The sequence below is a fragment of the Burkholderia pulmonis genome (assembly GCF_984667975.1).
Genome location: NZ_OZ480186.1, coordinates 1,250,961 through 1,277,508 on the forward strand (window position 1 = coordinate 1,250,961; position 26,548 = coordinate 1,277,508).

General features: G+C 67.2%; 17 protein-coding genes and 1 pseudogene. 10 read left to right on the forward strand and 8 right to left on the reverse strand.

From position 1 onward, the window contains the following. Nucleotides 1-16 precede the first annotated feature (16 nt). From AC5LXK_RS05965 to AC5LXK_RS06000, 8 genes are all read left to right on the forward strand, one after another. Nucleotides 17-1,057 (forward strand): GlxA family transcriptional regulator, encoded by a 1,041-nt coding sequence (locus tag AC5LXK_RS05965; RefSeq protein ID WP_493390739.1) that lies wholly within the window; start codon nt 17-19, stop codon nt 1,055-1,057. 988 nt (nt 1,058-2,045) lie between these two features. Beyond that, complete coding sequence (locus AC5LXK_RS05970) at nt 2,046-3,278, forward strand: aspartate aminotransferase family protein (RefSeq protein ID WP_493390740.1); 1,233 nt, start codon at nt 2,046-2,048, stop codon at nt 3,276-3,278. A 30-nt stretch (nt 3,279-3,308) separates the two neighbouring features. Next, on the forward strand, nt 3,309-4,376 hold the full coding sequence (aruF, locus tag AC5LXK_RS05975; protein ID WP_493390741.1) for an arginine/ornithine succinyltransferase subunit alpha: 1,068 nt from the start codon (nt 3,309-3,311) through the stop codon (nt 4,374-4,376). Continuing rightward, the gene (gene astA / locus AC5LXK_RS05980) at nt 4,373-5,419 is read left to right on the forward strand and encodes an arginine N-succinyltransferase (RefSeq protein WP_493390742.1); all 1,047 of its coding nucleotides are present in this window, start codon (nt 4,373-4,375) and stop codon (nt 5,417-5,419) included. The genes aruF and astA overlap by 4 nt, the downstream gene beginning before the upstream one ends. Nucleotides 5,420-5,426: 7 nt before the next feature. After that, entirely contained in the window at nt 5,427-6,890 is a 1,464-nt protein-coding gene (gene astD, locus AC5LXK_RS05985; RefSeq protein ID WP_493390743.1) for a succinylglutamate-semialdehyde dehydrogenase, read from the forward strand. A 14-nt stretch (nt 6,891-6,904) separates the two neighbouring features. After that, on the forward strand, nt 6,905-8,245 hold the full coding sequence (gene astB / locus AC5LXK_RS05990) for an N-succinylarginine dihydrolase (RefSeq protein ID WP_493390744.1): 1,341 nt from the start codon (nt 6,905-6,907) through the stop codon (nt 8,243-8,245). Nucleotides 8,246-8,252: 7 nt separating this feature from the next. Further along, a complete protein-coding gene (gene astE, locus AC5LXK_RS05995; protein WP_493391189.1) occupies nt 8,253-9,278 on the forward strand; it encodes a succinylglutamate desuccinylase in 1,026 nt (341 codons plus the stop codon). 282 nt (nt 9,279-9,560) lie between these two features. Further along, nucleotides 9,561-10,355: an ABC transporter substrate-binding protein gene (locus AC5LXK_RS06000; RefSeq protein WP_493390745.1), complete on the forward strand. Its 795-nt coding sequence runs from the start codon at nt 9,561-9,563 to the stop codon at nt 10,353-10,355. A 92-nt stretch (nt 10,356-10,447) separates the two neighbouring features. Here the strand turns inward: AC5LXK_RS06000 and AC5LXK_RS06005 are convergent, their stop codons facing one another. Together AC5LXK_RS06005 and cdpA are read right to left on the reverse strand one after the other, a co-directional pair. Next, nucleotides 10,448-11,938: an HDOD domain-containing protein gene (locus tag AC5LXK_RS06005; protein ID WP_493390746.1), complete on the reverse strand. Its 1,491-nt coding sequence runs from the start codon at nt 11,936-11,938 to the stop codon at nt 10,448-10,450. A 27-nt stretch (nt 11,939-11,965) separates the two neighbouring features. Continuing rightward, nucleotides 11,966-13,708, reverse strand: coding sequence for a cyclic di-GMP phosphodiesterase CdpA (gene cdpA / locus AC5LXK_RS06010; RefSeq protein ID WP_493391190.1), 1,743 nt, complete (start codon nt 13,706-13,708; stop codon nt 11,966-11,968). A gap of 279 nt (nt 13,709-13,987) precedes the next feature. Between cdpA and AC5LXK_RS06015 the strand changes: the two genes are divergently transcribed. Beyond that, entirely contained in the window at nt 13,988-14,536 is a 549-nt protein-coding gene (locus AC5LXK_RS06015) for a peroxiredoxin (protein WP_493390747.1), read from the forward strand. Nucleotides 14,537-14,623: 87 nt separating this feature from the next. Here AC5LXK_RS06015 and AC5LXK_RS06020 read toward each other — a convergent pair whose 3' ends face one another. Continuing rightward, nucleotides 14,624-15,253, reverse strand: a complete 630-nt coding sequence (locus AC5LXK_RS06020; RefSeq protein WP_493390748.1) for an NAD(P)H-binding protein — start codon at nt 15,251-15,253, stop codon at nt 14,624-14,626. A 294-nt stretch (nt 15,254-15,547) separates the two neighbouring features. Here AC5LXK_RS06020 and AC5LXK_RS06025 point away from each other — a divergent pair, with 294 nt between their 5' ends. Continuing rightward, a complete protein-coding gene (locus AC5LXK_RS06025) occupies nt 15,548-17,029 on the forward strand; it encodes an NYN domain-containing protein (protein WP_493390749.1) in 1,482 nt (493 codons plus the stop codon). Nucleotides 17,030-17,110: 81 nt separating this feature from the next. On the opposite strand, the gene AC5LXK_RS06030 is transcribed toward AC5LXK_RS06025, so the two are convergent. The 5 genes and pseudogenes from AC5LXK_RS06030 to AC5LXK_RS06050 all read right to left on the reverse strand — a co-directional run bounded on the left by AC5LXK_RS06030 (nt 17,111) and on the right by AC5LXK_RS06050 (nt 26,472). Next, nucleotides 17,111-17,494, reverse strand: a complete 384-nt coding sequence (locus tag AC5LXK_RS06030; RefSeq protein WP_493390750.1) for a VOC family protein — start codon at nt 17,492-17,494, stop codon at nt 17,111-17,113. A 125-nt stretch (nt 17,495-17,619) separates the two neighbouring features. Beyond that, nucleotides 17,620-20,928, reverse strand: a complete 3,309-nt coding sequence (locus AC5LXK_RS06035; RefSeq protein ID WP_493390751.1) for an efflux RND transporter permease subunit — start codon at nt 20,926-20,928, stop codon at nt 17,620-17,622. A gap of 3 nt (nt 20,929-20,931) precedes the next feature. Next, on the reverse strand, nt 20,932-24,045 hold the full coding sequence (locus AC5LXK_RS06040) for an MdtB/MuxB family multidrug efflux RND transporter permease subunit (protein WP_493390752.1): 3,114 nt from the start codon (nt 24,043-24,045) through the stop codon (nt 20,932-20,934). A 15-nt stretch (nt 24,046-24,060) separates the two neighbouring features. Beyond that, nucleotides 24,061-25,395, reverse strand: a complete 1,335-nt coding sequence (locus AC5LXK_RS06045) for an MdtA/MuxA family multidrug efflux RND transporter periplasmic adaptor subunit (RefSeq protein ID WP_493390753.1) — start codon at nt 25,393-25,395, stop codon at nt 24,061-24,063. Nucleotides 25,396-25,648: 253 nt separating this feature from the next. Then, nucleotides 25,649-26,472: pseudogene (locus tag AC5LXK_RS06050) on the reverse strand (IclR family transcriptional regulator). Between the last annotated feature and the right edge of the window lie 76 nt (nt 26,473-26,548).

Genomic DNA, 26,548 nt, shown 5'->3' on the forward strand with positions numbered 1-26,548 from the left:
CAGGGCAGGTTTCAACGTGGTACCGGTGTCTCGTCCAGCAAGCGCCACCCGCACGACGCAGGTGGCGATCGTTGCTTTGCCGCCCGTGTCGATGTCGGGCGTGGGTCCGATCGTCGATGCGCTGAACCTGGCGAACGAGATCGACGGGCGGTTGCTGTACCGCTGGCAGGTGTGTTCGTGGGACGGGCGGCCCGTGCCGCTCGCGGGCGGTGCGCAGTGGCATGCCGATGCGGCGTTCAACGATGCGATCGTGTGCGACTGGTTGATCGTCGTGTCCGAGCGGTTTCAGCAGTTTGCCGATTACCGGCTGTTTCTCGCGAGTCTCGCGCGGGTCGGGCAGCGGACGCCGGTCGTGACCGGCATTCACCATGGCGTGTGGTGGCTCGCGATGGCCGGGCAGCTTTCCGGGTATCGCGTGAGCGTGAACTGGGAGACGTATCAGCAGTTCGCCGAGCAGTTCGAGCGGTCGATCGTCACGCAGCAGATCTTCGAGATCGATCGCGATCGGGCGACCTGTGCCGGCGGGCAGGCGACCGTCGATTTCATGCTGGCCATGATCGGCCGGGAACATGGAGCGGACCTCGCGGAGCGGATTGCCGATGCGCTCGGGGTCGGGACTTTGCGGAGTGGCGAGGAGCGCCAGCGGATTCCTTTTGTGACTGCGCCGGGCGAGCGGCATCCTCGGTTGAACGATGCGCTGCAGTTGATGGAAGCCAATGTCGAGGATCCGCTGACGACCGATGAAATTGCCGAGTTGGTTGGCGTTTCGCGCCGGCAGCTGGAGCGGCTCTTTCGACAGTATCTCGGGGCGATGCCCTCCAAGTATTACCTCAATCTTCGATTGCTCAAGGCTCGGACGCAGTTGCAGCGGACCAGCAAGTCTGTTGTGCAGGTCAGTCTCGCCTGCGGGTTTTCTTCTGCTGCGCATTTCTCTAACGCTTACCGCGAAAGGTTCGGGGTCACGCCTCGGGAAGATCGGCGAGCCTGGCTCGAGAAGCAGACAGGGGGTGGCAGTGAGCCACGGGGTGGGGCGCTCGTCGAACGGGGGAAGGATTAATGCAGGGTCTTGCGGGGTGCTTGCGGTTTCGTGAAGCACCTGTGAGCGTGTCGGTCTATTAGCGTCGCCCCTGCGCGGGGCAGCGGTTACTTTTCTTTGTCTTGCCAAAGAAAAGTAACCAAAAGAAAGGCGCTCGGAGAACGCAAGACTTTCCGGTGCCATGGTCTCCAGAGTGGCCCTCGTCTAAGTGTCCGCGCCAGCCAGGAATCCGGAGTGGTTCGAGCAATGGTTCCGACACCACTTAACACCCAACAGACCGGTATACCGCCCGCTAGCTCCATCCTCGCTTCGCTCGGCTGCAAGGTACTTCAGGTCGTGCCGTTGAGTTCGGTGCTCTTCTATTCCGACGTGTCGCCTGCCAGGCATTTTCTCCATTCACATCATTCGTGTGACTACGCCGTTTGAGGGTCGATAATTGCTCGACGGTGCATTGGCTGTGCTCCATTTTTCTTGGCAGTGCAGCGGATCTCGTGCGCATCGAAAATGACGGTCTGTCTCATGTGTGGGCGCTTGTTGATCGATGGCGATATTGAGGGGGTGTACCTGTCGGCCGAGCGGAGCGAGGGCGGAGCTGGCGGGCGGTATACCTCTCTGTTGGGTAGGGGTGGGTGTCAGAACCATTGCTCGAACCACTCCGGGTTCCTGGCTGGCGCGGACACTTAGACGAGGGCCACTCTGTGGGCCACGGCACCGGCAGGTCATGCGTTCTCCGAGCGCCTTTCTTTTGGTTACTTTTCTTTGGCAAGACAAAGAAAAGTGACCGCTGCCCCGCGCAGGGGCGACGCCAATAGACCGACACGCTCACAGGTGCTTCACACCCAACCCAGGCGAGCCGCCCAAAAAGCCTCAAAATACCGCCACTGACCCGCCCGAGAGGGCAAAACCAAAACCTTCCGATAGAACCCGTCGCAAATCCGCAAGACGCTTGCGTCGCCCTTACCTAAACTTGATCCTGTTGAACCCTCTTACGAAACCGAAAGGAACGACCATGACGACCTCGACCGTGAACCGCCAGACATTCGACGAAGTGATGGTGCCGGTATTTTCCCCCGCCCCGTTCGTGCCGGATCGCGCAGAGGGCTCCCGCGTGTGGGACACGGCCGGCCGCGAGTACCTCGATTTCGCGTGCGGCATCGCCGTGACGTCGCTCGGCCACGGCCACCCGGAACTGCTGAAAGTCCTGGACGAACAAAGCCGCAAGCTCTGGCACATCGGCAACGGCTACACGAACGAGCCGGTGCTGCGCCTCGCGAAACGCCTCGAATCGCTGACCTTCGCCGACCGCGCCTTCTTCGCGAACTCGGGCGCGGAAGCGAACGAAGCCGCCCTGAAGCTCGCGCGCCGCGTCGCGTTCGACCGCCACGGCGCCGACAAGGCGGAAATCATCTCGTTCGTGCAGTCGTTCCACGGCCGCACGTTCTTCACGGTCAGCGTCGGCGGCCAGCCGAAATACTCGGAAGGCTTCGGCCCCGTGCCGGCCGGCATCAAGCACCTGCCGTACAACGACATCGAAGCCGCGAAAGCCGCGATCGGCCCGCAAACCTGTGCCGTGATCGTCGAACCGGTGCAGGGCGAAGGCGGCGTGATCCCGGCCGATCCGGCCTTCCTGAAAGCACTGCGCGAAGCGTGCGACGCACACGGCGCACTGCTGATTTTCGACGAAGTGCAAACGGGCGTCGGCCGCACCGGCCAGTTCTACGCTTACATGGATACGGGCGTCACGCCGGACATCCTGACGACCGCAAAGGCGCTCGGCAACGGCTTCCCGATCGGCGCGATGCTGACGACCAACGAACTCGCCGCGCACTTCAAGGTCGGCGTGCACGGCACGACGTACGGCGGCAACCCGCTCGCATCGGCCATCGCGGACAAGGTCGTCGAGCTGATCGGCGATCCGGCACTGCTCGAAGGCGTGCGCGAACGCAGCGTGCGCCTGAAGGGCGCGCTCGAACGCATCAACGCACGCTTCGGCATCTTCAAGGACGTGCGCGGCAAAGGCCTGCTGGTCGGCGCCGAACTCACCGCCGCATTCGACGGCCGTGCGAAGGACTTCGTCAACGCCGCCGCCGAGAACGGCCTGATCATGCTGATCGCCGGCCCGAACGTGCTGCGCTTCGTCCCGTCGCTGGTGATCCCGTTCGACCTGCTCGACGAAGGCGTGAAGCGCTTCGAAAAAGCGGTCGAACAAGTGCTCGCCGCGCAGGAAGCCACCGCGCGCTGATCGGCGCGCCCATCGCAGACAGGAACGACGATGCTATTTGTTCGCCCCGGCAAACTCACGGATCTCGATGCGCTCGCGCACATGGCGCGCACCGCGCAGCCGGTCCTGCACTCGCTGCCGCACGACCGCGCGGCGCTCGAAGCGCGCGTGGCGCTCTCCGAGGATTCGTTTCGCGCGGACGTCGACTTCGCGGGCGAAGAGTTCTACCTCTTCGTGCTCGAGGAGTCGTCGACGGGCAAGCTGCTCGGCACGGCGAGCATCGTGGCCGCCGCCGGCTACTCGGAACCGTTCTACGCGTTCCGTAACGACGCGTTGATCCACGCGTCGCGCGAGCTGCACGTGAACCGCAAGATCCACGCGCTCACGATGTCGCACGAGCTGACCGGCAAGAGCCGGCTCGCGGGCTTCTACGTCGATCCGTCGCTGCGCGGCGATGCGGCCGCGCACCTGATCTCGCGCGCCCGGATGATGTACATCGCCGCGAACCGCCGCCGCTTCACGCCGGAAGTGTTCACGCTGCTGCTCGGCGTGAGCGACGGCAACGGCGCATCGCCGTTCTGGGAAGCGGTGGGGCGCAAGTTCTTCGGCCGCGACTTCACCGACGTCGACATCGCTTCGGGCGGCCGCAGCCGCACGTTCATCGCGGAAGTGATGCCGGCCTATCCGCTCTACGTGCCGCTGCTGCCGGAAGCCGCGCAGCGCGTGCTCGGCGAGCCGAACGAAACGGCGCTGCTCGCCTACGACATCCATCTCGAGGAAGGTTTCGAGCCCGACCGCTTCGTCGACATCTTCGACGCAGGCCCGGTGCTGACCGCACAGGTCGACCGCACCGCATGCGTGAAGCACGGCTCGGAGCGCGTCGTGCGCGAGGCCGCGCACCAGCAGGGCGACGTCGCATACATGGTGTCGACGGGCAGCGGCGAATCGTTCCGCTGCGTGCTGGCCGACCTGCCGGGCGACACGGCGGATGCACGGGGCGCCCATGCACCGCTCGCCGGCGACGTGCGCGCGGCGCTCGATGTGACGGATGGCGATGTCGTGCGCTGCGTGCCGTTGCACCGTCGCGACGATGAAGAATTGAAGGGAGACGCAGCATGATCGTCGTTCGGGTCGTACAAACGGGCGACGTCGACGCGCTCGTGTCGCTCGCGAAGGAAACCGGGCCGGGCCTGACCACGTTCAAGCCCGACCGCGATGCGCTCGCCGCGCGCATCGAGCGCTCGCGCCGCACGCTGGACGGACAGGCCGCGCCGGGCGAGGCCGGCTACTTCTTCGTGATGGAAGAGTCGAAGACGGGCGACATCGCGGGCGTGTGCGGGATCGAAACGCAGGTCGGCCTCGAACAACCGTTCTACAACTATCGCGTGAGCACGGTCGTGCACGCGAGCCAGGAACTCGGCGTGTGGACGCGGATGTCCGCGCTGAACATCTCGCACGACCTGACGGGCTACGCGGAAGTGTGCTCGCTGTTCCTGAGCCCGCGCTATCGCACGGGCGGCGTCGGCGGCCTGCTGTCGCGCTCGCGCTTCATGTTCATCGCGCAGTTTCGCGAGCGCTTCCCGGAACGCATCTGCGCGGAACTGCGCGGCCACTTCGACGAGGACGGCACGTCGCCGTTCTGGCGCGCAGTCGGTTCGCACTTCTACCAGATCGATTTCAATGCGGCCGATTACCTGAGCTCGCACGGCCGCAAGTCGTTCCTCGCGGAGCTGATGCCGCGCTACCCGGTGTACGTCGACCTGCTGCCGCAGGACGCGCAGGACGCGGTCGGCCTCACGCACCGCGACACGCTGCCGGCCCGCAAGATGCTCGAAGCGGAAGGGCTGCGCTACCAGAATCACGTCGACATCTTCGACGCGGGCCCCGTGCTCGAATGCCACGTCAACGACCTGCGTACGGTGCGCGAGAGCGTCGTCGTGCCGGTCGCGATCGGCGTGCCCGACGGCCAGGACGACGCGCAGGGCGGCCATCCGCCGAAGTCGCTCGTGTCGAACACGTCGCTCGGCGATTTCCGCGTCGGCGTCGCGCCGGGCGTCGTGGCCAACGGCTCGTTCGTGCTGTCGGCCGACGATGCCGCCGCGCTCGACGTGAAGGCCGGCGATCCGGTCCGCGTGCTGCCGCTCAAAGTCAAACAGGGATAAACGAATCATGACGGAACTCTTCATCGACGGCGCCTGGGTCGCAGGCTCGGGCCCCGCCTTCGCTTCGCGCAACCCGGGCACCGACGAGATCGCATGGCAGGGCGATAGCGCGTCGGCGGCCGACGTCGACCGTGCGGTCGCGAGCGCCCGCCGCGCATTCGCCGGCTGGTCCGCGCTCGACTTCGAATCGCGCTGCTCGATCGTCAAGCGTTTCGCCGCATTGCTCAACGAGCGCAAGGAAGCGATCGCGACCGCGATCGGCCGCGAGACGGGCAAGCCGCTGTGGGAAGCACGTACCGAAGTCGCGTCGATGGCCGCGAAGGTCGGCATCTCGATTCAGGCATATCACGAGCGCACCGGCGAGAAGCGCCAGGACATGGCCGACGGCGTCGCGGTGCTGCGCCATCGCCCGCACGGCGTCGTTGCGGTGTTCGGTCCGTACAACTTCCCCGGCCACTTGCCGAACGGCCATATCGTGCCCGCGCTGATTGCCGGCAACACGGTCGTGTTCAAGCCGTCGGAGCTCGCGCCGGGCGTCGCGCGTGCGACGGTCGAGGTGTGGAAGGAAGCCGGGCTGCCGGCCGGCGTGCTGAACCTCGTGCAGGGTGAGAAGGACACGGGCATCGCGCTCGCGAACCATCGGCAGATCGACGGGCTGTTCTTCACGGGTAGCTCCGATACGGGCACGCTGCTGCACAAGCAGTTCGGCGGCCGTCCGGAAATCGTGCTCGCGCTGGAGATGGGCGGCAACAACCCGCTCGTGATCGGCGAAGTCGAGGATATCGACGCGGCCGTGCATCACACGATCCAGTCGGCGTTCCTGTCGGCCGGCCAGCGCTGTACGTGCGCGCGCCGCATCTTCGTGCCGCAGGGTGCGTTCGGCGACCGCTTCCTCGCGCGCTTCGCCGACGTCACGTCGAAGATCACGGCCGACGTGTTCGATGCCGATCCGCAACCGTTCATGGGGGCGGTGATCTCGGCACGCGCAGCCGCGAAGCTGGTCGACGCGCAGGCCCGCCTGATCGAGCAGGGTGCGCAGCCGATCATCGCGATGACGCAGCGCGATCCGCGCCTCGGCTTCGTGAATGCCGCCATCGTCGACGTGACGAACGTCGCGAACCTGCCCGACGAAGAACACTTCGGCCCGCTCGCGCAGATCGTCCGCTACGCGACGTTCGACGAAGCGATCGAGCGCGCGAACGACACGGCGTTCGGCCTGTCCGCCGGCCTGCTGGCCGACGACGAGAAGGCATGGGAGCATTTCCGCCGCACGATCCGCGCCGGGATCGTCAACCGGAACCGGCCGACCAACGGCGCATCGTCCGCCGCGCCGTTCGGCGGCACGGGCCGCTCGGGCAACCATCGTCCGAGCGCGTACTACGCTGCCGACTATTGCGCGTACCCGATGGCGTCGGTGGAAAGCACGCAACTGACTTTGCCCGCGAGCCTGTCGCCGGGCCTGCATTTCTGATCGAGGGAGCGACGATGAACGCACAAGAAGCCAATTTCGACGGGCTCGTCGGCCCGACCCACAACTACGCCGGGCTGTCGTTCGGCAACGTGGCGTCGCTCAACAACGAGAAGTCGGCCGCGAATCCGAAGGCCGCCGCGAAGCAGGGGCTGCGCAAGATGAAGCAGCTCGCGGATCTCGGCTTCGCGCAGGGCGTGCTGCCGCCGCAGGAGCGGCCGTCGCTGCGCCTGTTGCGCGAGCTCGGCTTCTCGGGCAAGGACGCCGACGTGATCGCAAAGGCCGCGAAGCAGGCGCCCGAACTGCTCGCCGCGGCGAGCTCGGCGTCGGCGATGTGGACCGCGAACGCGGCCACCGTCAGCCCGTCGGCCGACACGAGCGACGGCCGCGTGCACTTCACGCCGGCGAACCTGTGCAGCAAGCTGCATCGTGCGATCGAGCACGAAGCAACGCGCCGCACGCTGTCGACGCTGTTCGCCGATCCCGCCCACTTCGCGGTGCATGAAGCGCTGACGGGCACGCCGGCGCTCGGCGACGAAGGCGCGGCGAACCATACGCGCTTCTGCGCCGAATACGGCAAGCCGGGCATCGAGTTCTTCGTGTACGGCCGTGCGGAATATCGCCGCGGGCCCGAGCCGAAGCGCTTCCCGGCGCGCCAGACCTTCGAGGCGAGCCGCGCGGTCGCGCATCGCCACGGCCTTGCCGAAGAAGCGACGGTCTACGCACAGCAGGATCCGGACGTGATCGACGCGGGCGTGTTCCACAACGACGTGATCTCGGTCGGCAATCGCGACACGCTGTTCACGCACGAGCGCGCGTTCGTCAACAGGCAGGCGATCTACGACACGCTGACCGCCGCGCTCGACGCACGCGGCGCACGCCTGAACGTGATCGAAGTTCCCGATGCCGCCGTGAGCGTGAACGACGCGGTGACGTCGTACCTGTTCAACAGCCAGCTGCTGTCGCGCGCCGACGGCTCGCAAGTGCTCGTCGTGCCGCAGGAGTGCCGCGAGAACGCGAAGGTCGCGGCCTATCTCGACCACCTCGCGGCCGGCAACGGCCCGATTCACGACGTGCTGGTGTTCGACCTGCGCGAAAGCATGAAGAACGGCGGCGGCCCGGCCTGCCTGCGCCTGCGCGTCGTGCTGAACGAAGCGGAGCGTGCGGCCGTCACCTCGAACGTGTGGATGAACGACACGCTGTTCGCTTCGCTCGACGCGTGGATCGAGAAGCACTATCGCGATCGCCTCGCACCGGACGATCTCGCCGATCCGACGCTGCTCGACGAATCACGCACGGCGCTCGACGAGCTCACGCAGATCCTGCGCGTCGGTTCGCTGTATGACTTCCAGCGCTGAGGCACGGATGCCGGCTGCCGCGCTGCTCGACGATTTTCTCGCGTTCACGCTGGACGGCAGCACGTCGGCCGAACAGGACGGCAACTGCGCGGGCGGGGCCGTGCGCTGGCAATGGCTCGGCGACGGGCTGCTCGCGCTCGAACCGGCGGCCGACGCCGTGGCGCGCACGAGCGTGCTCGTGTCGGCCGGCGTGCACGGCGACGAGACCGCGCCGATCGAGCTGCTGTCGATGCTCGTGCGCGATCTCGCGTCGGGCGCGCTGCCGCTCGCGTGCCGGCTGCTCGTCGTGCTCGGCAACGTGCCGGCGATGCGCGCGGGCGAACGCTATCTCGACGACGACCTGAATCGCCTGTTCAGCGGCCGTCACGCGCAGGTGCCCGCGAGCCGCGAAGCACCGCGCGCCGCGCAACTCGAAGCCGCCGCTGCCGCGTTCTTCGCAGCCGCGCCGGCGGGCAGCGCACGCTGGCATGTCGACATGCACACGGCAATCCGCGCATCGGTGTTCGAGCAGTTCGCACTGCTGCCGCATACCGGCACGCCGCCGACCCGCACGATGGTCGAATGGCTTGGCGACGCGCGCATCGCGGCCGTATTGCTGCATACCGCGAAGGGCAACACGTATTCGCATTTCACGGCCGAGCACTGCGGCGCGCTCGCGTGCACGCTGGAGCTCGGCAAGGTGCGGCCGTTCGGCCAGAACGACCTGGCGCGCTTCGCGCCTGCCGACCGCGCGGTGCGCAAGCTCGTGTCGGGGATGGCGACGGATCCGGATGCTCCGCTGCCGCGCGTCTTCACGGTGATCGACCAGATCACGAAGCAGAGCGATGCGCTCGAGCTGTTCGTCGCGTCCGACGTCGCGAACTTCACCGCGTTTTCGCGCGGGACGGTACTCGCGCAGGACGGCGACTACCGCTACACGGTAACGCACGACGAAGAGCGCATCGTGTTTCCGAACCCGACCGTGAAGCCGGGCCTGCGCGCGGGCCTGCTTGTGATCGACACGACGCGCGAGACGCTCGCGGCGCTCGTCTGACCCATCGACGCGGCCGCACCCGGCGTGCGGCCTCCCGCCTTGCGTATTTGCGACATCGTCTTGCAAGTTAGGCGGCCGTCCCGGCCGGTGTTGCAAGCGCACCGCAACATCGTGCGCCGGCAGCCGCTTTGCCATACCGGGCCGCGCGGATTGGTACAATCGCGGCCTTGCGGCTGTTGCGCCGCATCACGGCGCGGCAGCCGCATTGTCGTGGTCATCTGACCCTGCAATGATGCATGCGCCCGTAGTTCCGGAACATTCGAGTATCGAGGAGAACACCTGATGAAGTTGGATTGGCGTAAAGTGGCCGCGCATGCGGTAGTGGCGGCATCGGCGGTGGCGGCAGGCAGCGCGGTTGCCGCGGATCTGAAGGAGATCCGGTTCGGCGTCGAGGCTTCGTACGCACCGTTCGAATACAAGACGCCCGACGGCAAGCTGACCGGCTTCGACATCGACATCGGCAACGCGGTGTGCGCGAAGCTGAAGACGAAGTGCGTGTGGGTCGAGAACGACTTCGACGGCCTGATCCCCGCACTGCAGGCGCGCAAGTTCGACGCGATCAACTCGGACATGACGATCACCGACCAGCGCAAGCACGCGATCGCGTTCACCGATCCGATCTACACGATTCCGAACCAGCTGATCGCGAAGCAGGGCAGCGGCCTGCTGCCGACCCCGCAGTCGCTGAAGGGCAAGCGCGTCGGCGTGCTGCAGGGCACGATCCAGGAAGCGTACGCGAAGAAGAAGTGGGCGCCGGCCGGCGTTGAAGTCGTGCCGTACCAGACGCAGGATCTGGCGTATGCCGACCTGAAGTCGGGCCGTCTCGACGCGACGTTCCAGGATTCGGAAGCCGGCTCGAAGGGCTTCCTGACGAAGCCGCAAGGCCAGGGCTTCGCGTTCGCGGGCGGCACCGTCAGCGACACCGAGATCCTCGGCTCGGGCGTCGGCTTCGGCCTGCGCAAGAACGACGCGGCGCTGAAGACCGCGCTCGATCAGGCGCTGAAGGAACTGAAGGCGGACGGCACGATCGACACCCTCGCGAAGAAGTACTTCAGCGTGCCCGTGACGCTCAAGTAAGCGCGTCGTTCGGACGCACGATGTAAAAAAACCGGCCGCTGATGCGGCCGGTTTGCTTTGGGGGCACGGAAACGGCCGGGGCGGGCCGGCGCTCAGCCGTGCCGGGCGGGGAAGAACCGCCCCAGCTCGTGTGCAAGCTCGTTGAGGATGCTCATTTCCTGTTGCGATATCTTGCGCGCCGGTTGCGCGCCGGCCCAGTCGCCGTACAGCAGCGCGACGGTTGTCGCATCGACGCGCACCGGCAGCAGCACGAACGCGCGTGTGTCGTCGAACACGTCGAGGTACCACGCGGGCAGGCGCTTGAGCATCTTCGGTTCCTGCGCCTGCTCGATGAAGATGCCGACCGAATTGGTGATCGCGAGGTGGAACACGTCCGGCTCGAAGCGCTCGTCGAAACGCAGCCGGTAGAGCGCCGCGTCGACGCCGGGACCGAAGCCCAGGCGCGCGGCGAACGTGCCGTCGTCGTGCCGGACGAACGTCACGGTGCGCGTGAATGCGAGGCTGCCAAGCAGGCTTTCCGACGCGAGCGCGAGCACCGGCGTCAGCACGTGCTCGGACGGCAGCGCACGCAGGTCGGCGAGGCCGGCTTCGAGGCAGGCTTCGGGTTCGGCCTGCGCACGCGCGATTGCATCGGCGTTCGCGCGCAGTTCGACGATCTCGCGCATCACCGTGTCGCTCGCTTCCTCGTGCGCGAGCCGGTTCGCGATCTCGACGAGCGCATCGGGCTCCGTGTCGAGCACCAGCGCATAGTGCTCCGCAAGCGCGTCGATGTGCGCATCGCGCTGCGGGCTGTCGGGCATCGCGAGCGCGCTCGCGACGTCGGTCGAGCAGCGGCTCACCGCGCGCAGCCAGTTCACGCGCTCGATCATTTCCTCGTCGGCGGGGAGTTCGCGGCCGAACGCGTCGACGCGGTTCAGATGTCGGTGATCGTCGGCGATGCCGTCCCGGATCGTGTCGGGCAGCCGCCAGCGCGTGGCCGCCTCGAGCCCGATCTCGTCGAAGCCGACGCCGAGCACGTCGACGCAGGCGGCCGCTTCGTCGCCGTGCATCTCGGCTGCGCGGCGGCGGATCTTGTCCCATTCGCTGTCGAGATAGCAGACCACGAGCAGCTTGCCGACCTGGCGCATCAGCGTGCAGACGACGGCTTCCTCGCCCGCGCGCAAGTCGGCGCGCTCGGTGAGCTTGCGCGCGACGCAGCCGGACAGCAGCGCGCGGTTCAGTTCCAGCTTCGCGTCGATGCGCCGCGGCGTGCTGTGATGGAAATGGTCGACGAGCTTCAGCCCGACGACGAGATGGCCGACGGCGTCCATGCCGAGCACCATCAGGGCACGGGTCACGGTCGTGATGTTGCCGCCGAACGCCATGTACATCGCGGAGTTCGCGAGCCGCAGCACCTTCTGCGTGAGTGCGAAGTCCGACAGCACGACGCGCACGAGCGCGGTGAAGTCTAAGTCGTCGTTCTTCATCGCGGCCATTGTCGCGCGCAGCGATTCCGACAGCAGCGGGAAATCGCCCCGTTCGTTCATCCGGGCCCACAGCTTGTCGAGCAGCGTGGTGCGGGGCAGGTGTTCGGTGATTGACATACGGATCTGTCCGGTTCGCCGCGCGCGTCAGGCGGCGGCGTGCAGGTGCAGCTGCTGCGCCTCGAAGCGCCGCGCGAGCTCCTCGGACGGCAGCGCCTGGCAGACGAGCCAGCCCTGGATGTGATTGCAGCCCATCTCTGTCAGCAGCTCGCGCTGTGCCTCGGTCTCGACGCCTTCGGCGACGAGCTCGAGATCCAGGGTCTGAGCGAGGCCGACCACCGCCGACACGATCGCGCGGTCGTTGCGCGAGGTCAGCAGGTTCTCGACGAAGCTGCGGTCGATCTTCAGCTTCGCGAGCGGGAAGCGCTGCAGGTAGGCGAGGCTCGAGTAGCCGGTGCCGAAATCGTCGATCGCGAAGCGGATGCCGAGATCGGTCAGTTCCTCGAGCAGCACCTTCGCATGCGCGGGATCGTGCATCAGCAGGCTTTCGGTGATCTCGAGCACGATGCGGCGCGGATCGATGCCCGTCAGCGCGATCGCCTCGCGCACGCTCTGCGTGAAGCGCGGGTCGCGAAACTGCTGCGGCGACACGTTGACCGCCACGTATTGCAGCGCGAGCCCCTGGCTGTCCCACGCGACGAGCTGCATGCACGCGGCCTTGAGCACCCAGTTGCCGAGGTAGTTGATCAGGCCGATCGATTCGGCGAGCGGGATGAAGGTCGCCGGCGGCACGAGGCCGTGCACCGGATGGCGCCAGCGGATCAGCGCCTCGACGCCGACCACCGCGCCCGACTGGCTGCGCGTGATCGGCTGGAAATGGAGCGAAAACTCGCCGTTGCGCACGCCGTCGTACAGGTCGGCTTCGAGCTTGAGCCGTTCGGCGTCGGCCGGATCGTCGACGGGCGCATGGAAGGCGAGTGCGTTGCCGCCCGATGCCTTTGCCTGCGCGAGCGCGTGATCGGCGCGGCGCAGCAGCGGGCTGTGATGCTGTGCCCGATGCGGCGCGGCACGTTCGTCGGGGTAGAGCGCGATGCCGATGCTCGCCGACAGGTGGACGGTCTGCCCCTGGTACACGTACGGCTCGCGCACCGCGACCTGCAGCCGGCGCGCGAGCGCGTCGGCGGCGTTGCTCGCCTGCGTGCGGCCCGACGCGCTCAGCACGACCGCGAACTTGTCGCTCGCGACGCGCGCGAGCCGCTCGTTCGACGTGACGAGCGCTTTCAGCCGCTGCGCGGTCTCGCGCAGCAGCGTGTCGCCCGCGTCGTAGCCGAGCGCGCGGTTGATCCGCTGGTAGTCGTCGAGGTCGAGCAGCAGCAGCGCCGCGCAGGTGCCGTCCTCGTCGGCGGCCTGCTGCGCGCGCATCAGCGCCGGCACGAGCGCGGACAGGTTGTCGAGCCCCGTCATCGGGTCATGGTGCATTTCATACGTCAGCTTTGCCTCGAGCGCGCGCCACGACGACACGTCGAACGCGGCGATCGCGAAGCCGTCGACGCCGTGGTGGCGGCTCTTGAACGCGCGGACCTCGACGTCCAGCGGGTAGGTGAGCGACTTGACGATGCACATCGTCGCCTTCTCGACCTGGCCGGAACGTGCGGCGCGCGCAAGCAGGCCTTCGAGTGCCGAGGTATCCTGTTCCGCGATGAGGTCGCGCAGCGTCAGCGTGTGCAGATAGTCGCGGTGATAGCCGATGAAGCGCAGGCTCGCGTCGGAGACGTACAGAAAGCGCAGCTCGCGGTCGACATGGGCGAGGAAGTCCACCGTGCCGACCGTCTGTTCCAGCCAGTTGCGCACGGAATCGTCGCGGCGCGGCGCGCCGGCGCGCGCGGGCATCAGCGCGCCGCCCGACCAGGCGAAGCGGCGCAGCGTATGCAAGGCGCTGCGCCAGGAGCCCTTGCGTGACGTCTGTTTCCTGTTGGCTTCCATGTTTCTCGCTGACGTGAAGGGCTGGAACCGGTTGTCCGCAAGGAATAACGGCAAACTGTGCGGAATCTTTAACGGATCGGTTGCGGATGGCGCTGCCGCGGGTCCGGATCGTATGCGTAGGTGTTCGGCAGGCGAACGCCTACGTGGCCTGCATCGAGGCTGACTTTATAAGAAATGAGGACGCAGATGAAGCGAAAACTGTTGCTGGGCGCCGTCGCGGCGCTGGTGGCCGGCCATGCGTTGATGGCGCAGGCGGAACTGAAACCGGGTGCCGCGGCGCCCGATTTCACGACGCAGGCGTCGCTGGGCGGCAAGACTTACACGTACTCGCTCGCGGACGCGCTGAAGAAGGGGCCGGTCGTGCTGTATTTCTACCCGGCCGCGTTCACGAAGGGCTGCACGATCGAGGCGCATGCGTTCGCGGATGCGGTCGACCGTTACAAGGCTTACGGCGCGACGGTGATCGGCGTCTCGGCTGACAATATCGATACGCTGACGAAGTTCTCGGTGAGCGAGTGCCGGAGCAAGTTCCCGGTCGCGGCCGACCCGGACGCGAAGATCATCCGTGAATACGACGCGAAGCTGCCGGCGATCGACAAGGCGAACCGCGTGTCCTACGTGATTTCGCCGGAAGGGAAGGTTCTCTACGAATACACGAGCCTGTCGCCCGACAAGCATGTGGAGAACACGCTCGCCGCCGTGAAGGCGTGGGCCGACGCGCATCCGAAGCAGTAAGCGGGCGCCCCGGACGTCAAAGCGGCCCGTCGTGCGGGCCGCGGGCACGGGAACGCGCGCCGCCGGGCGGCGGCGCGCAGCGGGCGGTTACGCGCGCAGGGCCTGCTCGATCGGCACGCTGCCGCCGACGAAGCCGACGATCTTGCGCGAGATGCCGAGCTTGATCGCCTCGATCGCGGCCCATGCCACGTCCTGGCGCGACACGGGCGGAGCGGGATCGAGCCACGCATCCGTCAGTGCGATCTTGCCGACGCCCGGATCGTCCGTGAGCGGGCCGGGGCGCAGGATCACGTAGTCGACGCCCGACGCGATCACGCGATCGTCGCCTTCGCGTTTCATCTGCGAATAGTGGCGCAGCGCATCCGGCGCCTGCTCGGGCCGGTATGCGGACAGCGAACTGATCACCACGAGCTTCTGCGCGTTGTACGCGAGCGCGTATTCGGCCGCGCGGGCCACCGCGTCGCGGTCGACCTGTTCCTCTTCGGCCGCACCCTCCGATTCGGCCGAGCCGGCCGCGTAGATCACGTGCGTGATGCCCTGGTAAGCGTGAGAGAAATCGTTCGTCAGATCGGCCTCGACGACCCGCGCACCCGCCAGCGCATAGCCCTGGCGGCGCACGAGCGCCGTGACCTCGAACTCCGGCTGCTTGAGCAGCAGATCCGCGCAGGCCTGGCCCGTTCGGCCGGTCGCGCCAATCAGCAGTACCTTCGTCGTCATGAAACCGCTCCTTGCTCGATGCGTCATCCGTCCAGATAGGGACGGACGACCGATATCTCAAGTGTAATGTCGATTCGGCCCGGCCGCGCTTGCGTAATAAGGGGCGTACCGGCATCGGGCCTATCGACTTCGGGCGTACCGGCATGGGCACGCAATCTGCGGCGTCGCGGCTGGCGTTCGGGCCGTCATTCATTCACACGGATGCGGGAATGACGCGCTGACCGGCTATCATGTGCGCGATGGATTTTTCGCCGTTACGCGTTATAACGCGCCGGCCCACCGGTTGGAGTACACATGGCAATACCCCTGGACAACGTCAGCATGGCCGTGTTCTGCGACTTCGAGAACGTCGCGCTCGGCGTGCGCGACGCGAAGTACGAGAAATTCGACATCAAGCCCGTGCTGGAGCGCCTGCTGCTGAAGGGCAGCATCGTCGTGAAGAAGGCCTATTGCGACTGGGATCGCTACAAGGGCTTCAAGGCGTCGATGCACGAGGCCAGCTTCGAGCTGATCGAGATTCCGCACGTGCGCCAGTCGGGCAAGAATTCGGCCGACATCCGGCTCGTCGTCGACGCGCTCGACCTCTGCTACACGAAGTCGCACGTCGATACGTTCGTGATCATCAGCGGCGACTCGGATTTTTCGCCGCTCGTGTCGAAGCTGCGCGAGAACGCGAAGAAGGTGATCGGCGTCGGCGTGAAGCAGTCGACGTCGGACCTGCTGGTCGCGAACTGTGACGAGTTCATCTTCTACGACGATCTGGTGCGCGAGCAGCAGCGTGCGCTCGCGAAGCGCGAACAGCAGCGCGCGGGCAACGGCGGCGCGAAGCGGCCCGGCGAACCGTCGCGCAAGCATGACATGGACGCGCGCAAGGCTGAGGCGATCGCGCTGGCGGTCGAGACGTTCGACGCGCTTGCGTCGGAGCGTGACGACGTCGGCAAGATCTGGGCGTCGGTGCTCAAGAGCGCGATCAAGCGCCGCAAGCCGGATTTCAACGAGTCGTACTACGGGTTCCGCGCGTTCGGCAACCTGCTCGACGAGGCGCAGGCGCGCGGCCTGCTCGAAGTGGGGCGCGACGACAAGTCGGGCGCGTTCGTGTCGCGGGCACGCCAGTTGGCGGCCGGGGAGCACGTCGCGGCGGGCGGTGAGGGGGAAGGCATGCACCACGGCACGCGTGCAGCCGAGCCGGCGCGGGCCGGGCGCGACACGCAACGTCGCGGGCAGCGGGCGGAAGCCGCCGCGCACGACAGCATGCAGGTCGAAGCGGAAGACGCGGAGGTGGCCGACGTGGTCGAGGCCGTGGCGGTGACGCCGCCGGCTGAAGCGACCGAAGCGGCTGAAGCGTCCGAAGCGCATGGCGATGTGAAGGATGGCCGCAAGCGCGCGCGCAAGAGCACGGCGAAGAAGACCGGTGCGAAGAAGGGCGCCGCTGCGAAAAGCACCGGCCGTCACGCGCCCGGGAAGGTCGACGACGCCGGTGGTGCGGCGAAGCACGGCGGCGACCCGCACGCGCACGGCCAGCATTCGGACGCCGCGTCCCATGGCGCGGAGCCGGGTGACGAGCGGCACGCGGCGGTGACGCACGCCGGGCCGGCGGCCGGCGATGTCGGCGGCCAGGCGGCCGCTGCGCAGCCGTCGCACGATGCGGTGCCGGCGGACGTGAATGCCGAAGCGGCCGCGGAAGCGCCGGCCGCAGCCAAGCCGAAGAAGCCGGCCCGCAAGGCGGCCCCGCGCGCGCGTCGTCCGCGCAAGACGGCGGCGGCCACCGCCGAGTAACGGCCGCCGGCCGGGTGTCGTCCGCAACAGGCCGGCACCCGTGCCGCGCGATCCAGGCCGGCGCAACGCCGGCCTGCCGGATTAGCCGTTCAGCACATACGGCCGCGTCATCACTTCGAGGAAGTGGCCGTCCGGATCGTCGAAGTACACGCCGCGTCCGCCGTTGTGGCGGTAGATGTCATCGGGCTGCCGCTTCGCCGGATCGGCCCAGTGCGCCAACCCGCGTTCGCGGATGCGCGCGAGCACGCGATCGAAACCGGCTTCGTCGGTCAGGAACGCGTAATGCTGCGACCTGATTTCCCCCGCCTGTTCATAAAAATCGAGCGACACGCCGTTGTCGAGCGCGACGACCAGCATCGCGCCGAACGGCGTCGGCGGCGGCAATTCCAGGAGTTCGGTGAGAAAGCGGCTCGACGCACGCTTGTCGCGGCACCAGACGATCGTATGGTTGAGCTGGACGTTCATGGCGGGTTCCCGTGACGGGTATCGCGGTGGGCATGGACTCACGATAGCCGATCGCCGCCGCTCTTCAAGCACGGTGAGCACGACGGGCACGAAAAAACGGCCGCCTGTCCGGCGGCCGCTTTCCGTTACTCGCCGGCGACGGCCGGCCCGCCGGTATTGCCGCGGCGGTTGCGGCGCTTCTCGCCCCACACGCGCAGCCGGTCCATGTACAGGTAGACGACCGGCGTCGTATAGAGCGTCAGGACCTGCGACACGATCAGGCCGCCGGCAATCGCGATCCCGAGCGGCGCACGCAGCTCGGCGCCGTCGCCGTTGCCGAACGCGAGCGGCAGCGCGCCGAGGAGCGCCGCCATCGTCGTCATCATGATCGGGCGGAAGCGCAGCAGGCACGCCTCGTGGATCGCGTCGAACGACGATTTCTGGTTGTTGCGCGTCTGGTCGATCGCGAAGTCGACCATCATGATCGCGTTCTTCTTCACGATACCGATCAGCAGGATCACGCCGATCAGCGCGATGATGCTGAACTCGGTCTTGAACAGCAGCAGCGCGAGCAGCGCGCCGACGCCGGCCGACGGCAGCGTCGACAGGATCGTGATCGGGTGGATGTAGCTCTCGTACAGGATCCCGAGCACGATGTAGACGGCCAGCAGCGCGGCGAGGATCAGGATCGGCTGGTCGTTCATCGACTGCTGGAACGCCTGCGCGGTGCCCTGGAAGCTGCCGACGATCGTCGGCGGGACCCCGATCTGCGCCATCGTCTGATAGATCACCTGTGTGGCCTGCGACAGCGACACGCCCGGCGGCAGGTTGAACGAGATCGTCGTCGCGACGAACAGCCCCTGGTGGTTGACCGACAGCGGCGTCGTGCTCGGCCCGAACGTCGCGATCGCCGACAGCGGGATCATCGTCGACTGCGACGTCGACACGGACGCGCCCGACGACGCGCTCGACTTGCCGCTGGCGGCAATCGAGTTGAGCGCCTGGTTGCGCGCGGAGTCGGACGCGATCGCCGCGGCGCTCTGCGTGGCCGTGCCGGCGCTCGACGTGCCGGCCGATGTCGCGACAAAGGTGCCGGCGGCCGCGTTGGTGGTTTGCGAGCCGTTCGCGCTGCCGCCCGACGTGCTGATCCACACCTGGTTCAGCATCTCGGGGCTCTGCCAGTACTTCGGCGCGACTTCCATCACGACGTGGTACTGGTTCAGCGGGTTGTAGATCGTCGAGACCTGGCGCTGGCCGAACGCGTCGTACAGCGTGTTGTCGATCTGCGCGGGCTTGATGCCGAACCGCGCGGCGGTCGCGCGGTCGATCGTCACCATGGCCTCCATGCCGCCTTGCTGCTGGTCGGAATTCACGTCGGTCAGCTCGGTGCGCTTTTGCAGCGCCTCGGTCAGGATCGGCCCCCATTTGTACAGGTCGGCGCTCGAATCGCCGAGCAGCGTGAACTGGTACTGCGCGTTGCTCTGCCGGCCGCCGACGCGGATGTCCTGCGCGGCCTGCAGGAACGTGCTCGCGCCCGCGACGTCCGACAACGGGCTGCGCAGCTGCTGGATCACCTGGTCGGCCGACAGCTTGCGTTGGGTGCGATCCTTCAGCATGACGAACATGAAGCCCGAGTTGGTCTGCGTGCCGCCGGTGAAGCCCGCGACGCTCGCCACGTTCGGGTTGGCCTGCACGATCCGCATCATCTCGGTGAACTTCAGCTTCATCGCCTGGAACGACGTCGACTGGTCGGCCCGAATGCCGCCGATCATCAGCCCGGTGTCCTGCTGCGGGAAGAAGCCCTTCGGCACGACGATGTACAGGTACACGTTCAGCCCGATCGTCGCGAACAGCGTCAGCAGGATCAGCAGCGGCCGGCGCAGCGCCCACGACAGCGAGCGCTCGTAGCCGCGCTGCATGCGTGAGAAGCAGCGCTCGAGGAAGCGCGCGAAGCGGCCTTCGGTTTGCGGATCGTGCGCCTCGGGCAGCAGGCGCGCGCACATCATCGGCGTGACGGTGAGCGACACCGCGAGCGACACCGCGATCGCGAGCGACAGCGTCAGCGCGAATTCGCGGAACAGCCGCCCGACGATGCCGCCCATCAGCAGGATCGGCAGGAACACCGCGACGAGCGAGATGCTCATCGACAGCACCGTGAAGCCGACCTCGCGTGCGCCGTCGAACGCGGCCTGCATACGCGACTTGCCGTTCTCGATGTGCCGCGAGATGTTCTCGAGCACGACGATCGCATCGTCGACGACGAAGCCGGTCGCGACGATCAGCGCCATCAACGACAGGTTGTCGATCGAGAAGCCGAGCAGGTACATCGCGCCGAACGTACCGATGATCGAGATCGGCACGGCGACGCTCGGGATCAGCGTCGCGCGCCAGTTGCGCAGGAACAGGAACACGACCATCACGACGAGGCTGACCGCGATCAGCAGCGTGTGCTCGGTGTCCTTCAGCGACGCGCGGATGGTGGTCGAGCGGTCGAGTACCGGCGTGACCGTGACGTCGGCGGGCAGCGACGCGGTGAGCTGCGGCAGCGCCTCGCGTACGCGGTCGATCGTATCGATGATGTTCGCGCCGGGCGAGCGGTAGAGGATCACGAGCACCGCGCGCTTGCCGTTCGACAGGCCGAGGTTGCGTAGATCCTCGACCGAATCGACGACGTCGGACAGGTCGGACAGCCGCACGGCCGAGCCGTTGCGATAGGCGACGACGAGGTCTCGGTATTGCGACGCCTCGGACGCCTGGTCGTTCGTATAGAGCTGGTAGTGCTGCGGGCCGAATTCGATCGCGCCCTTCGGCGCGTTGGCGTTCGCGGAAGCCAGCGCCGCGCGCACGTCCTCGAGGCCGATCCCGTAGTGGAACAGCGCCTGCGGTTCGAGCTCGACGCGCACGGCCGGGTTCGCGGAACCGCTGACCGTGACCTGGCCGATCCCGTCGATTTGCGACAGCGACTGCTGCAGCACCGTCGACGCGGCGTCGTACAGTTTCGCGGCCGACGACGTTTCCGACGTCAGCGACACGATCATGATCGGCGAATCGGCCGGGTTGACCTTGCGGTAGGTCGGGTTGCTCTTCAGCGCGGCGGGCAGGTCGGCGCGCGCCGCGTTGATTGCGGCCTGCACGTCGCGCGCGGCGCCGTCGATGTCGCGGTTCAGGCCGAACTGCAGGATGATCCGCGCATTGCCGACCGTGCTCGTCGACGTCATCTCGGTGACGTCGGCGATCGAGCCGAGGTGCCGCTCGAGCGGGCTCGTCACGCTGGTCGCGACCGTTTCCGGGCTCGCGCCCGGCAGCGACGCCTGCACCGAGATCGTCGGGAAGTCGACCTGCGGCAGCGGCGACACCGGCAGCTGGATGAACGCGAACAGGCCCGCGAGCGCGACGCCGAGCGCGAGCAGCGTCGTCGCGACGGGGCGGGTGATGAAGGGGCGCGACAGGTTCATTGCTTACGCATCCGTGCGCTTGCCGGCGTCGGGGCCGTGGCGTTCGAACCAGCCGCGCACGCGGCGCGCGAGCGAGTCGAAGCCGAGATAGATCACGGGCGTCGTAAACAGCGTCAGCACCTGCGACACGATCAGGCCGCCCGCGATCGCGATCCCGAGCGGCTGGCGCAGCTCGGAGCCCGCGCCGGAGCCGACGATCAGCGGCACCGCGCCGAGCAGCGCGGCGAGCGTCGTCATCAGGATCGGCCGGAAGCGCAGCAGGCAGGCCTGGTAGATCGCCTCGCGCGGCGGCTTGCCTTCGACGCGTTCGGCTTCGAGCGCGAAGTCGATCATCATGATCGCGTTCTTCTTCACGATGCCGATCAGCAGCACGATCCCGATGATCCCGATGATGTCGAGGTCGTGCCCGGTGATCATCAGCGCGAGCAGCGCGCCGACGCCGGCCGACGGCAGCGTCGACAGGATCGTGATCGGGTGGATGTAGCTCTCGTACAGCACGCCGAGCACGATGTACATCGTGATGACGGCCGCGAGGATCAGGAACAGCTGGTTCGACAGCGATGCCTGGAACGCGAGCGCCGCGCCCTGGAAGCGCGTCTGGAACGACGCGGGCAGCGCAATGTCCTTCTCGGCGGCGTCGATCGCCTTGACGGCCTCGCCGAGCGACGCGCCGGCCGCGAGGTTGAACGAGATCGTCGTCGACGGGAACTGCGACAGGTGCGCGACCAGCAGCGGCGACGGCCGCTCGTGGAACGACGCGATCGACGACAGCGGCACCTGGCCGCCGCCGGCCGACGGCAGGTAGATGTCGTTCAGCGATTGCGCGTAGTGCTGCTCCTTCGGCTCCGACTCGAGAATCACGCGGTACTGGTTCGACTGCGTGAAGATCGTCGACACGATGCGCTGGCCGAACGCGTCGTACAGCGCGTTGTCGACGGTCGCCGGCGTGATGCCGAAGCGCGCGGCGCTCGCGCGGTCGATCTCGATGTACACCGACTGGCCGTTGCTCTGCAGGTCGGTCGCGACGTCGGCGAGCGACGACTCCTGCTGCAGCCGCGCGACGAGCTTCGGCACCCAGGTCGCGAATTCGTCGGCGTTCGGGCTCGTCAGCATGAACTGGTACTGCGTCGGGCTGACCGTCGAGTCGATCGTCAGATCCTGCACCGACTGCATGAACAGCGAGATGCCGGTGATGTTCGACACGCGGTGCTGCAGGTCGCGGATGATCTGCGCGGCGGTTTCGGAGCGGTCGTCACGCGCCTTCAGGTTGATCAGCATCCGGCCGCTGTTCAGCGTGATGTTGCTGCCGTCCACGCCGATGAACGACGTGAGGCTGTCGACGTTCGGATCCTTCAGGATCTCGGCCGCGAGCGCCTGCTGGCGCTCGGCCATCGCCGCGTACGAGATCGACTGGGGCGCCTGCGTGATCGCCTGGATCACGCCGGTGTCCTGCGCGGGGAAGAAGCCCTTCGGCACGTAGATATAGAGCAGGGCGGTCAACCCGAGCGTCAGCAGCGCGACGACGAGCGTCGAGCGCCGGCGGTTCAGCACCCATTCGAGCGCGACCGCATAGCGCGCGATCACCCAGTCGATCGCCCGGTGCACGCGCGCCTCGAAGCGGTGGCTTTCGGGCGGCGGCGAATGACGCAGCAGCTTCGCGCACATCATCGGCACGAGCGTGAGCGAGACGATCGCCGAGATCACGATCGTCACCGCGAGCGTGATCGCGAACTCGTGGAACAGGCGCCCGACCACGTCGCCCATGAACAGCAGCGGAATCAGCACCGCGATCAGCGACACCGTCAGCGAGATGATCGTGAAGCCGATCTGCCTCGAGCCTTTCAGCGCGGCCTCGAGCCCCGATTCGCCTTCCTCGACGTAGCGCGCGATGTTCTCGATCATCACGATCGCATCGTCGACGACGAAGCCGGTCGCGATGGTGAGCGCCATCAGCGACAGGTTGTTCAGCGAGAAGCCGGCCAGGTACATCACCGCGAGCGTGCCGATCAGCGACAGCGGCACCGACAGGCTCGGGATGATCGTCGCGTAGATGTTCGCGAGGAACAGGTACATCACCAGCACGACCAGCCCGACCGCGAGCAGCAGCTCGAACTGCACGTCGCGCACGGCGGCGCGGATCATCGTCGTGCGGTCGGTGACGATTTCGACGTCGAGCGCGGCCGGCAGCGTTTCCTGCAGTTTCGGCAGTTGCGCCTTGATCGCGTCGACGGTCTGGATCACGTTCGCGCCCGGCTGGCGCTGCACGTTCAGGATGATCGCGGGGTCGGAATTCACCCACGCGCCGAGCTTGGTGTTCTCCGAGCCGGCGATGACCGTCGCGACGTCGGTCAGCATCACCGGGCGGCCGTTCTTGTATGCGACCACGGCGCTGTTGTACTGGTCGGCGCTCGTCAGCTGGTCGTTCGCGTTGATCGTGTACGCGCGCGTCGGGCCGTCGAAGTTGCCCTTCGGCGTGTTGACGTTCAGGTTCGAGATCGTCGTGCGCAGGTCGTCGAGGTTCATCCCGTACTGCGCGAGCGCGGTCGGGTTCGCCTGGATCCGCACGGCCGGGCGGTTGCCGCCCGACAGGCTGACGAGGCCGACGCCCGCGATCTGCGAGATCTTCATCGCGAGGCGCGTGTCGGCGAGGTCCTGCACCTGCGTGAGCGGCAGCGTCTTGGACTTGACCGCGAGCGTCAGCACCGGCGCGTCGGCCGGGTTGACCTTCGCATAGATCGGCGGGGCGGGGAGGTCGGACGGCAGCAGGTTGCCGGCCGCGTTGATTGCGGCCTGCACTTCCTGTTCGGCGATGTCGAGCGGCAGCTCGAGCGAGAACTGCAGCGTGATCACCGACGCGCCGGCCGAGCTTTGCGACGACATCTGGTTCAGCGACGGCATCTGCCCGAACTGGCGTTCGAGCGGTGCGGTGACCGACGAGGTCATCACTTCCGGGCTCGCGCCCGGGTAGAAGGTCTGGACCTGGATCGTCGGGTAATCGACTTCGGGCAGCGCGGCGAGTGGCAGGAAACGCAGCGCAACGAGGCCGGCCAGCATGATCGCCGCCATCAGGAGGGCGGTGCCGACCGGCCGGAGAATGAAGAGGCGGGATGGATTCATCGAGCGGCCCGCGCGTTATTGGGCCGCTGCTTGCGACGCACCGTGCTTGTGTCCGCCGCGATGGCCGCCGGCACCCGAGGCGCCCGACGCGCCTTTCGGCTTGTCGGCGGGAATCGAGATCTTCGAACCTTCGCGCAGGCGGTCGGAGCCGTCCGTCACCACGCGCTCGCCGACTGCGACGCCGCTGACGATGCTCGTGCGTTCGCCGTCGACCGGGCCGGGCGTGACCTTGCGTACCGTCACCGTGTCGTCGGGCTTCACGACATAGACGAACTGGCCGATCGAGCCCGTCAGCACGGCGGACGTCGGCACGATCGTCGCATCGCGCAACACGTCGACGAGCAGCCGCGTGTTCACGAACTGATTCGGGAACAGCATGCCGCCCTTGTTATCGAAGTTCGCGCGCAGCTTGACCGTGCCGGTGCTCGTGTCGATCTGGTTGTCGAGCGTCGCGAGCGAGCCCGTCTCGAGCGGCACCGTGTTGTTGCGGTTGTACGCGGTGACCGACAGCTTCTGGCCCGCGTTCACCTGCTTGAGGATCTGCGGCAGGTTGTCTTCCGACGTCGTGAAGATCACGCTCATCGGCTGCAATTGCGTGATCACGACGATGCCGTTGGCGTCGCCCGGTGTCACGTAGTTGCCCGGGTCGACCTGGCGCAGGCCGACGCGGCCCGATACGGGCGCCGTGATGCGCGCATACGTGAGGTTCAGCTGCGCGGAATCGATCGCGGCCTGGTCGGTTTTCACCGCGCCTTCGTACTGCTTGACGAGCGACGCCTGTGTATCGACGGTTTGCGATGCGATCGAGTCCTGCGACAGCAGCGTCTGGTAGCGCTTCAGGTCGAGGCGCGCCGTCGCGAGCAGGGCCGAGTCGCGCGCATGCGTGCCCTCGGCGTTCTCGAGCGACACCTGGTACGGGCGCGGGTCGATCTGCGCGAGTACGTCGCCCTTCTTGACGATCTGGCCTTCCTGGAACGCGACCGACTGCAGGTAGCCCGACAGTTGCGTCTTGACGGTCACGTTCGCGAGCGGCGTGACGGTGCCGAGCGCGGACAGCACGATCGGCATTTCGCCCTGCGTCGCGGTCGCCACCTGCACCGGCTGCGGAACGTTCGCCATCGCGGCGGGGCCGCCGCGGCCGCGATGGCCGCCCGTACCGCCGCCGGCGCTCGCACCCGCGCTTTTTGCTGCGTTGCTGCCCGCCGCCGGCGTACGGCTCCACGGATGCCACCACAGCAGGCCGCCGATGACGACGACCGCGAGCGTCCCGATCATCAGCGTGCGGCGAGGACGCCGTGCGGAGGTCGCGGGATCTTTCGAAGGGGGCGTGGGCTTTTGTTCGTTATCCATCGTGTTCTGTCAGGAAGACGGCGCGGCGTGCCGGAAATCGGACTGCTGGGCTGCGCGTGGGCAAGCGGTGCCGGAAGGGGCGGCCCGGCTCGGTCCGGGGCCCCGCCGATCCGCGCGGGAAAAGAGCGGTGCGCACCGCGAATGCGGCGCGACGATCGGCATGATCCTACGTCCCGTCCCCGTTAGAGTCCAGTGGTCTATCTTTCATCGGGTTACGGTCGTTACAGAACACGACAAAACGATGACGGAACGCTTACACGCTGACGCGCCGGGCCGGCGCGCCGCCGATCTCGCGGGTGATTTTCGCGATGCATTCGTGCAACGCGGGCACGACGTGCTCCTGGAGCCATTCGGGCGGGCACTGGTGCGACGCGCCGCCGCAATTGACCGAATAGCGCTGGCCCGACGGGCCGACGAAACCGGCCGCGACCGCATTCAGGCCCTCGCGCCATTCGCCGATCGCGATCGCGTGGCCGTCGCGCATCGCTTCGTCGAGCGGGGGGTCAGGCGTGCGGACACGTGCGGCCAGTCGTCGCCGGCCGTGGTGCGCAGCGATTCGAGCAGCAGGCGGCGCTCGTCGTCCTCGAGTGCGGCGAGATAGGCACGACCCACGGCCGTGCGCGCGATGTCCATCCGCGAGCCGATCTCGAGGCGCGTGACGAGCACGGCCGAGCGCGGACGGATCACGTCGATCGCGACCATGTCGAGCCGGTCGCGCACCGCGAGGTGCACCGACAGCGACGTGCGTTCGGCCAGCTCGATCATGAACGGCCGCGAACGCGCGCGGATGTCGAAGTTGCGCAGGAAGCCGTGGCTCAGCTCGAGCACGGACGCGGTGAGCACGAAGCGCTCGCTGTCGGGCAGCTGGAACAGGAAGCCGGCGCTGACAAGCGTCGCGGTGATGCGCGAGACGGTCGGCTTCGGGATGCCGGTCAATTCGGTCAGTTCGCGGTTGCTGACGGGGGCGTCGGCAGCCGCGATGCGGCGCAGCACGGCGAGGCCGCGGGCGAGGGCGGTGATCTCGTCGGGGGACGATTCACGGTCCCGCGACGCGGGAGAGGTTACAGTTGTCGACACGAGGGATTCTCTCTAATTCCGAAACTCGATTTCAATTTTGTTGGTATTGTAGGACTATTGTCAAAGGATGCATGTT

Excerpts from the sequence above, each read along its gene's own strand:
- AC5LXK_RS05970 (WP_493390740.1), top strand. The coding sequence starts at position 2,046 with ATGACGACCTCGACCGTGAACCGCCAGACATTCGACGAAGTGATGGTG.
- aruF (WP_493390741.1), top strand. The coding sequence starts at position 3,309 with ATGCTATTTGTTCGCCCCGGCAAACTCACGGATCTCGATGCGCTCGCG.
- astA (WP_493390742.1), top strand. The coding sequence starts at position 4,373 with ATGATCGTCGTTCGGGTCGTACAAACGGGCGACGTCGACGCGCTCGTG.
- astD (WP_493390743.1), top strand. The coding sequence starts at position 5,427 with ATGACGGAACTCTTCATCGACGGCGCCTGGGTCGCAGGCTCGGGCCCC.
- astB (WP_493390744.1), top strand. The coding sequence starts at position 6,905 with ATGAACGCACAAGAAGCCAATTTCGACGGGCTCGTCGGCCCGACCCAC.
- astE (WP_493391189.1), top strand. The coding sequence starts at position 8,253 with ATGCCGGCTGCCGCGCTGCTCGACGATTTTCTCGCGTTCACGCTGGAC.
- AC5LXK_RS06000 (WP_493390745.1), top strand. The coding sequence starts at position 9,561 with ATGAAGTTGGATTGGCGTAAAGTGGCCGCGCATGCGGTAGTGGCGGCA.
- AC5LXK_RS06005 (WP_493390746.1), bottom strand. The coding sequence starts at position 11,938 with ATGTCAATCACCGAACACCTGCCCCGCACCACGCTGCTCGACAAGCTG.
- cdpA (WP_493391190.1), bottom strand. The coding sequence starts at position 13,708 with ATGCCCGCGCGCGCCGGCGCGCCGCGCCGCGACGATTCCGTGCGCAAC.
- AC5LXK_RS06015 (WP_493390747.1), top strand. The coding sequence starts at position 13,988 with ATGAAGCGAAAACTGTTGCTGGGCGCCGTCGCGGCGCTGGTGGCCGGC.
- AC5LXK_RS06020 (WP_493390748.1), bottom strand. The coding sequence starts at position 15,253 with ATGACGACGAAGGTACTGCTGATTGGCGCGACCGGCCGAACGGGCCAG.
- AC5LXK_RS06025 (WP_493390749.1), top strand. The coding sequence starts at position 15,548 with ATGGCAATACCCCTGGACAACGTCAGCATGGCCGTGTTCTGCGACTTC.
- AC5LXK_RS06030 (WP_493390750.1), bottom strand. The coding sequence starts at position 17,494 with ATGAACGTCCAGCTCAACCATACGATCGTCTGGTGCCGCGACAAGCGT.
- AC5LXK_RS06035 (WP_493390751.1), bottom strand. The coding sequence starts at position 20,928 with ATGAACCTGTCGCGCCCCTTCATCACCCGCCCCGTCGCGACGACGCTG.
- AC5LXK_RS06040 (WP_493390752.1), bottom strand. The coding sequence starts at position 24,045 with ATGAATCCATCCCGCCTCTTCATTCTCCGGCCGGTCGGCACCGCCCTC.
- AC5LXK_RS06045 (WP_493390753.1), bottom strand. The coding sequence starts at position 25,395 with ATGGATAACGAACAAAAGCCCACGCCCCCTTCGAAAGATCCCGCGACC.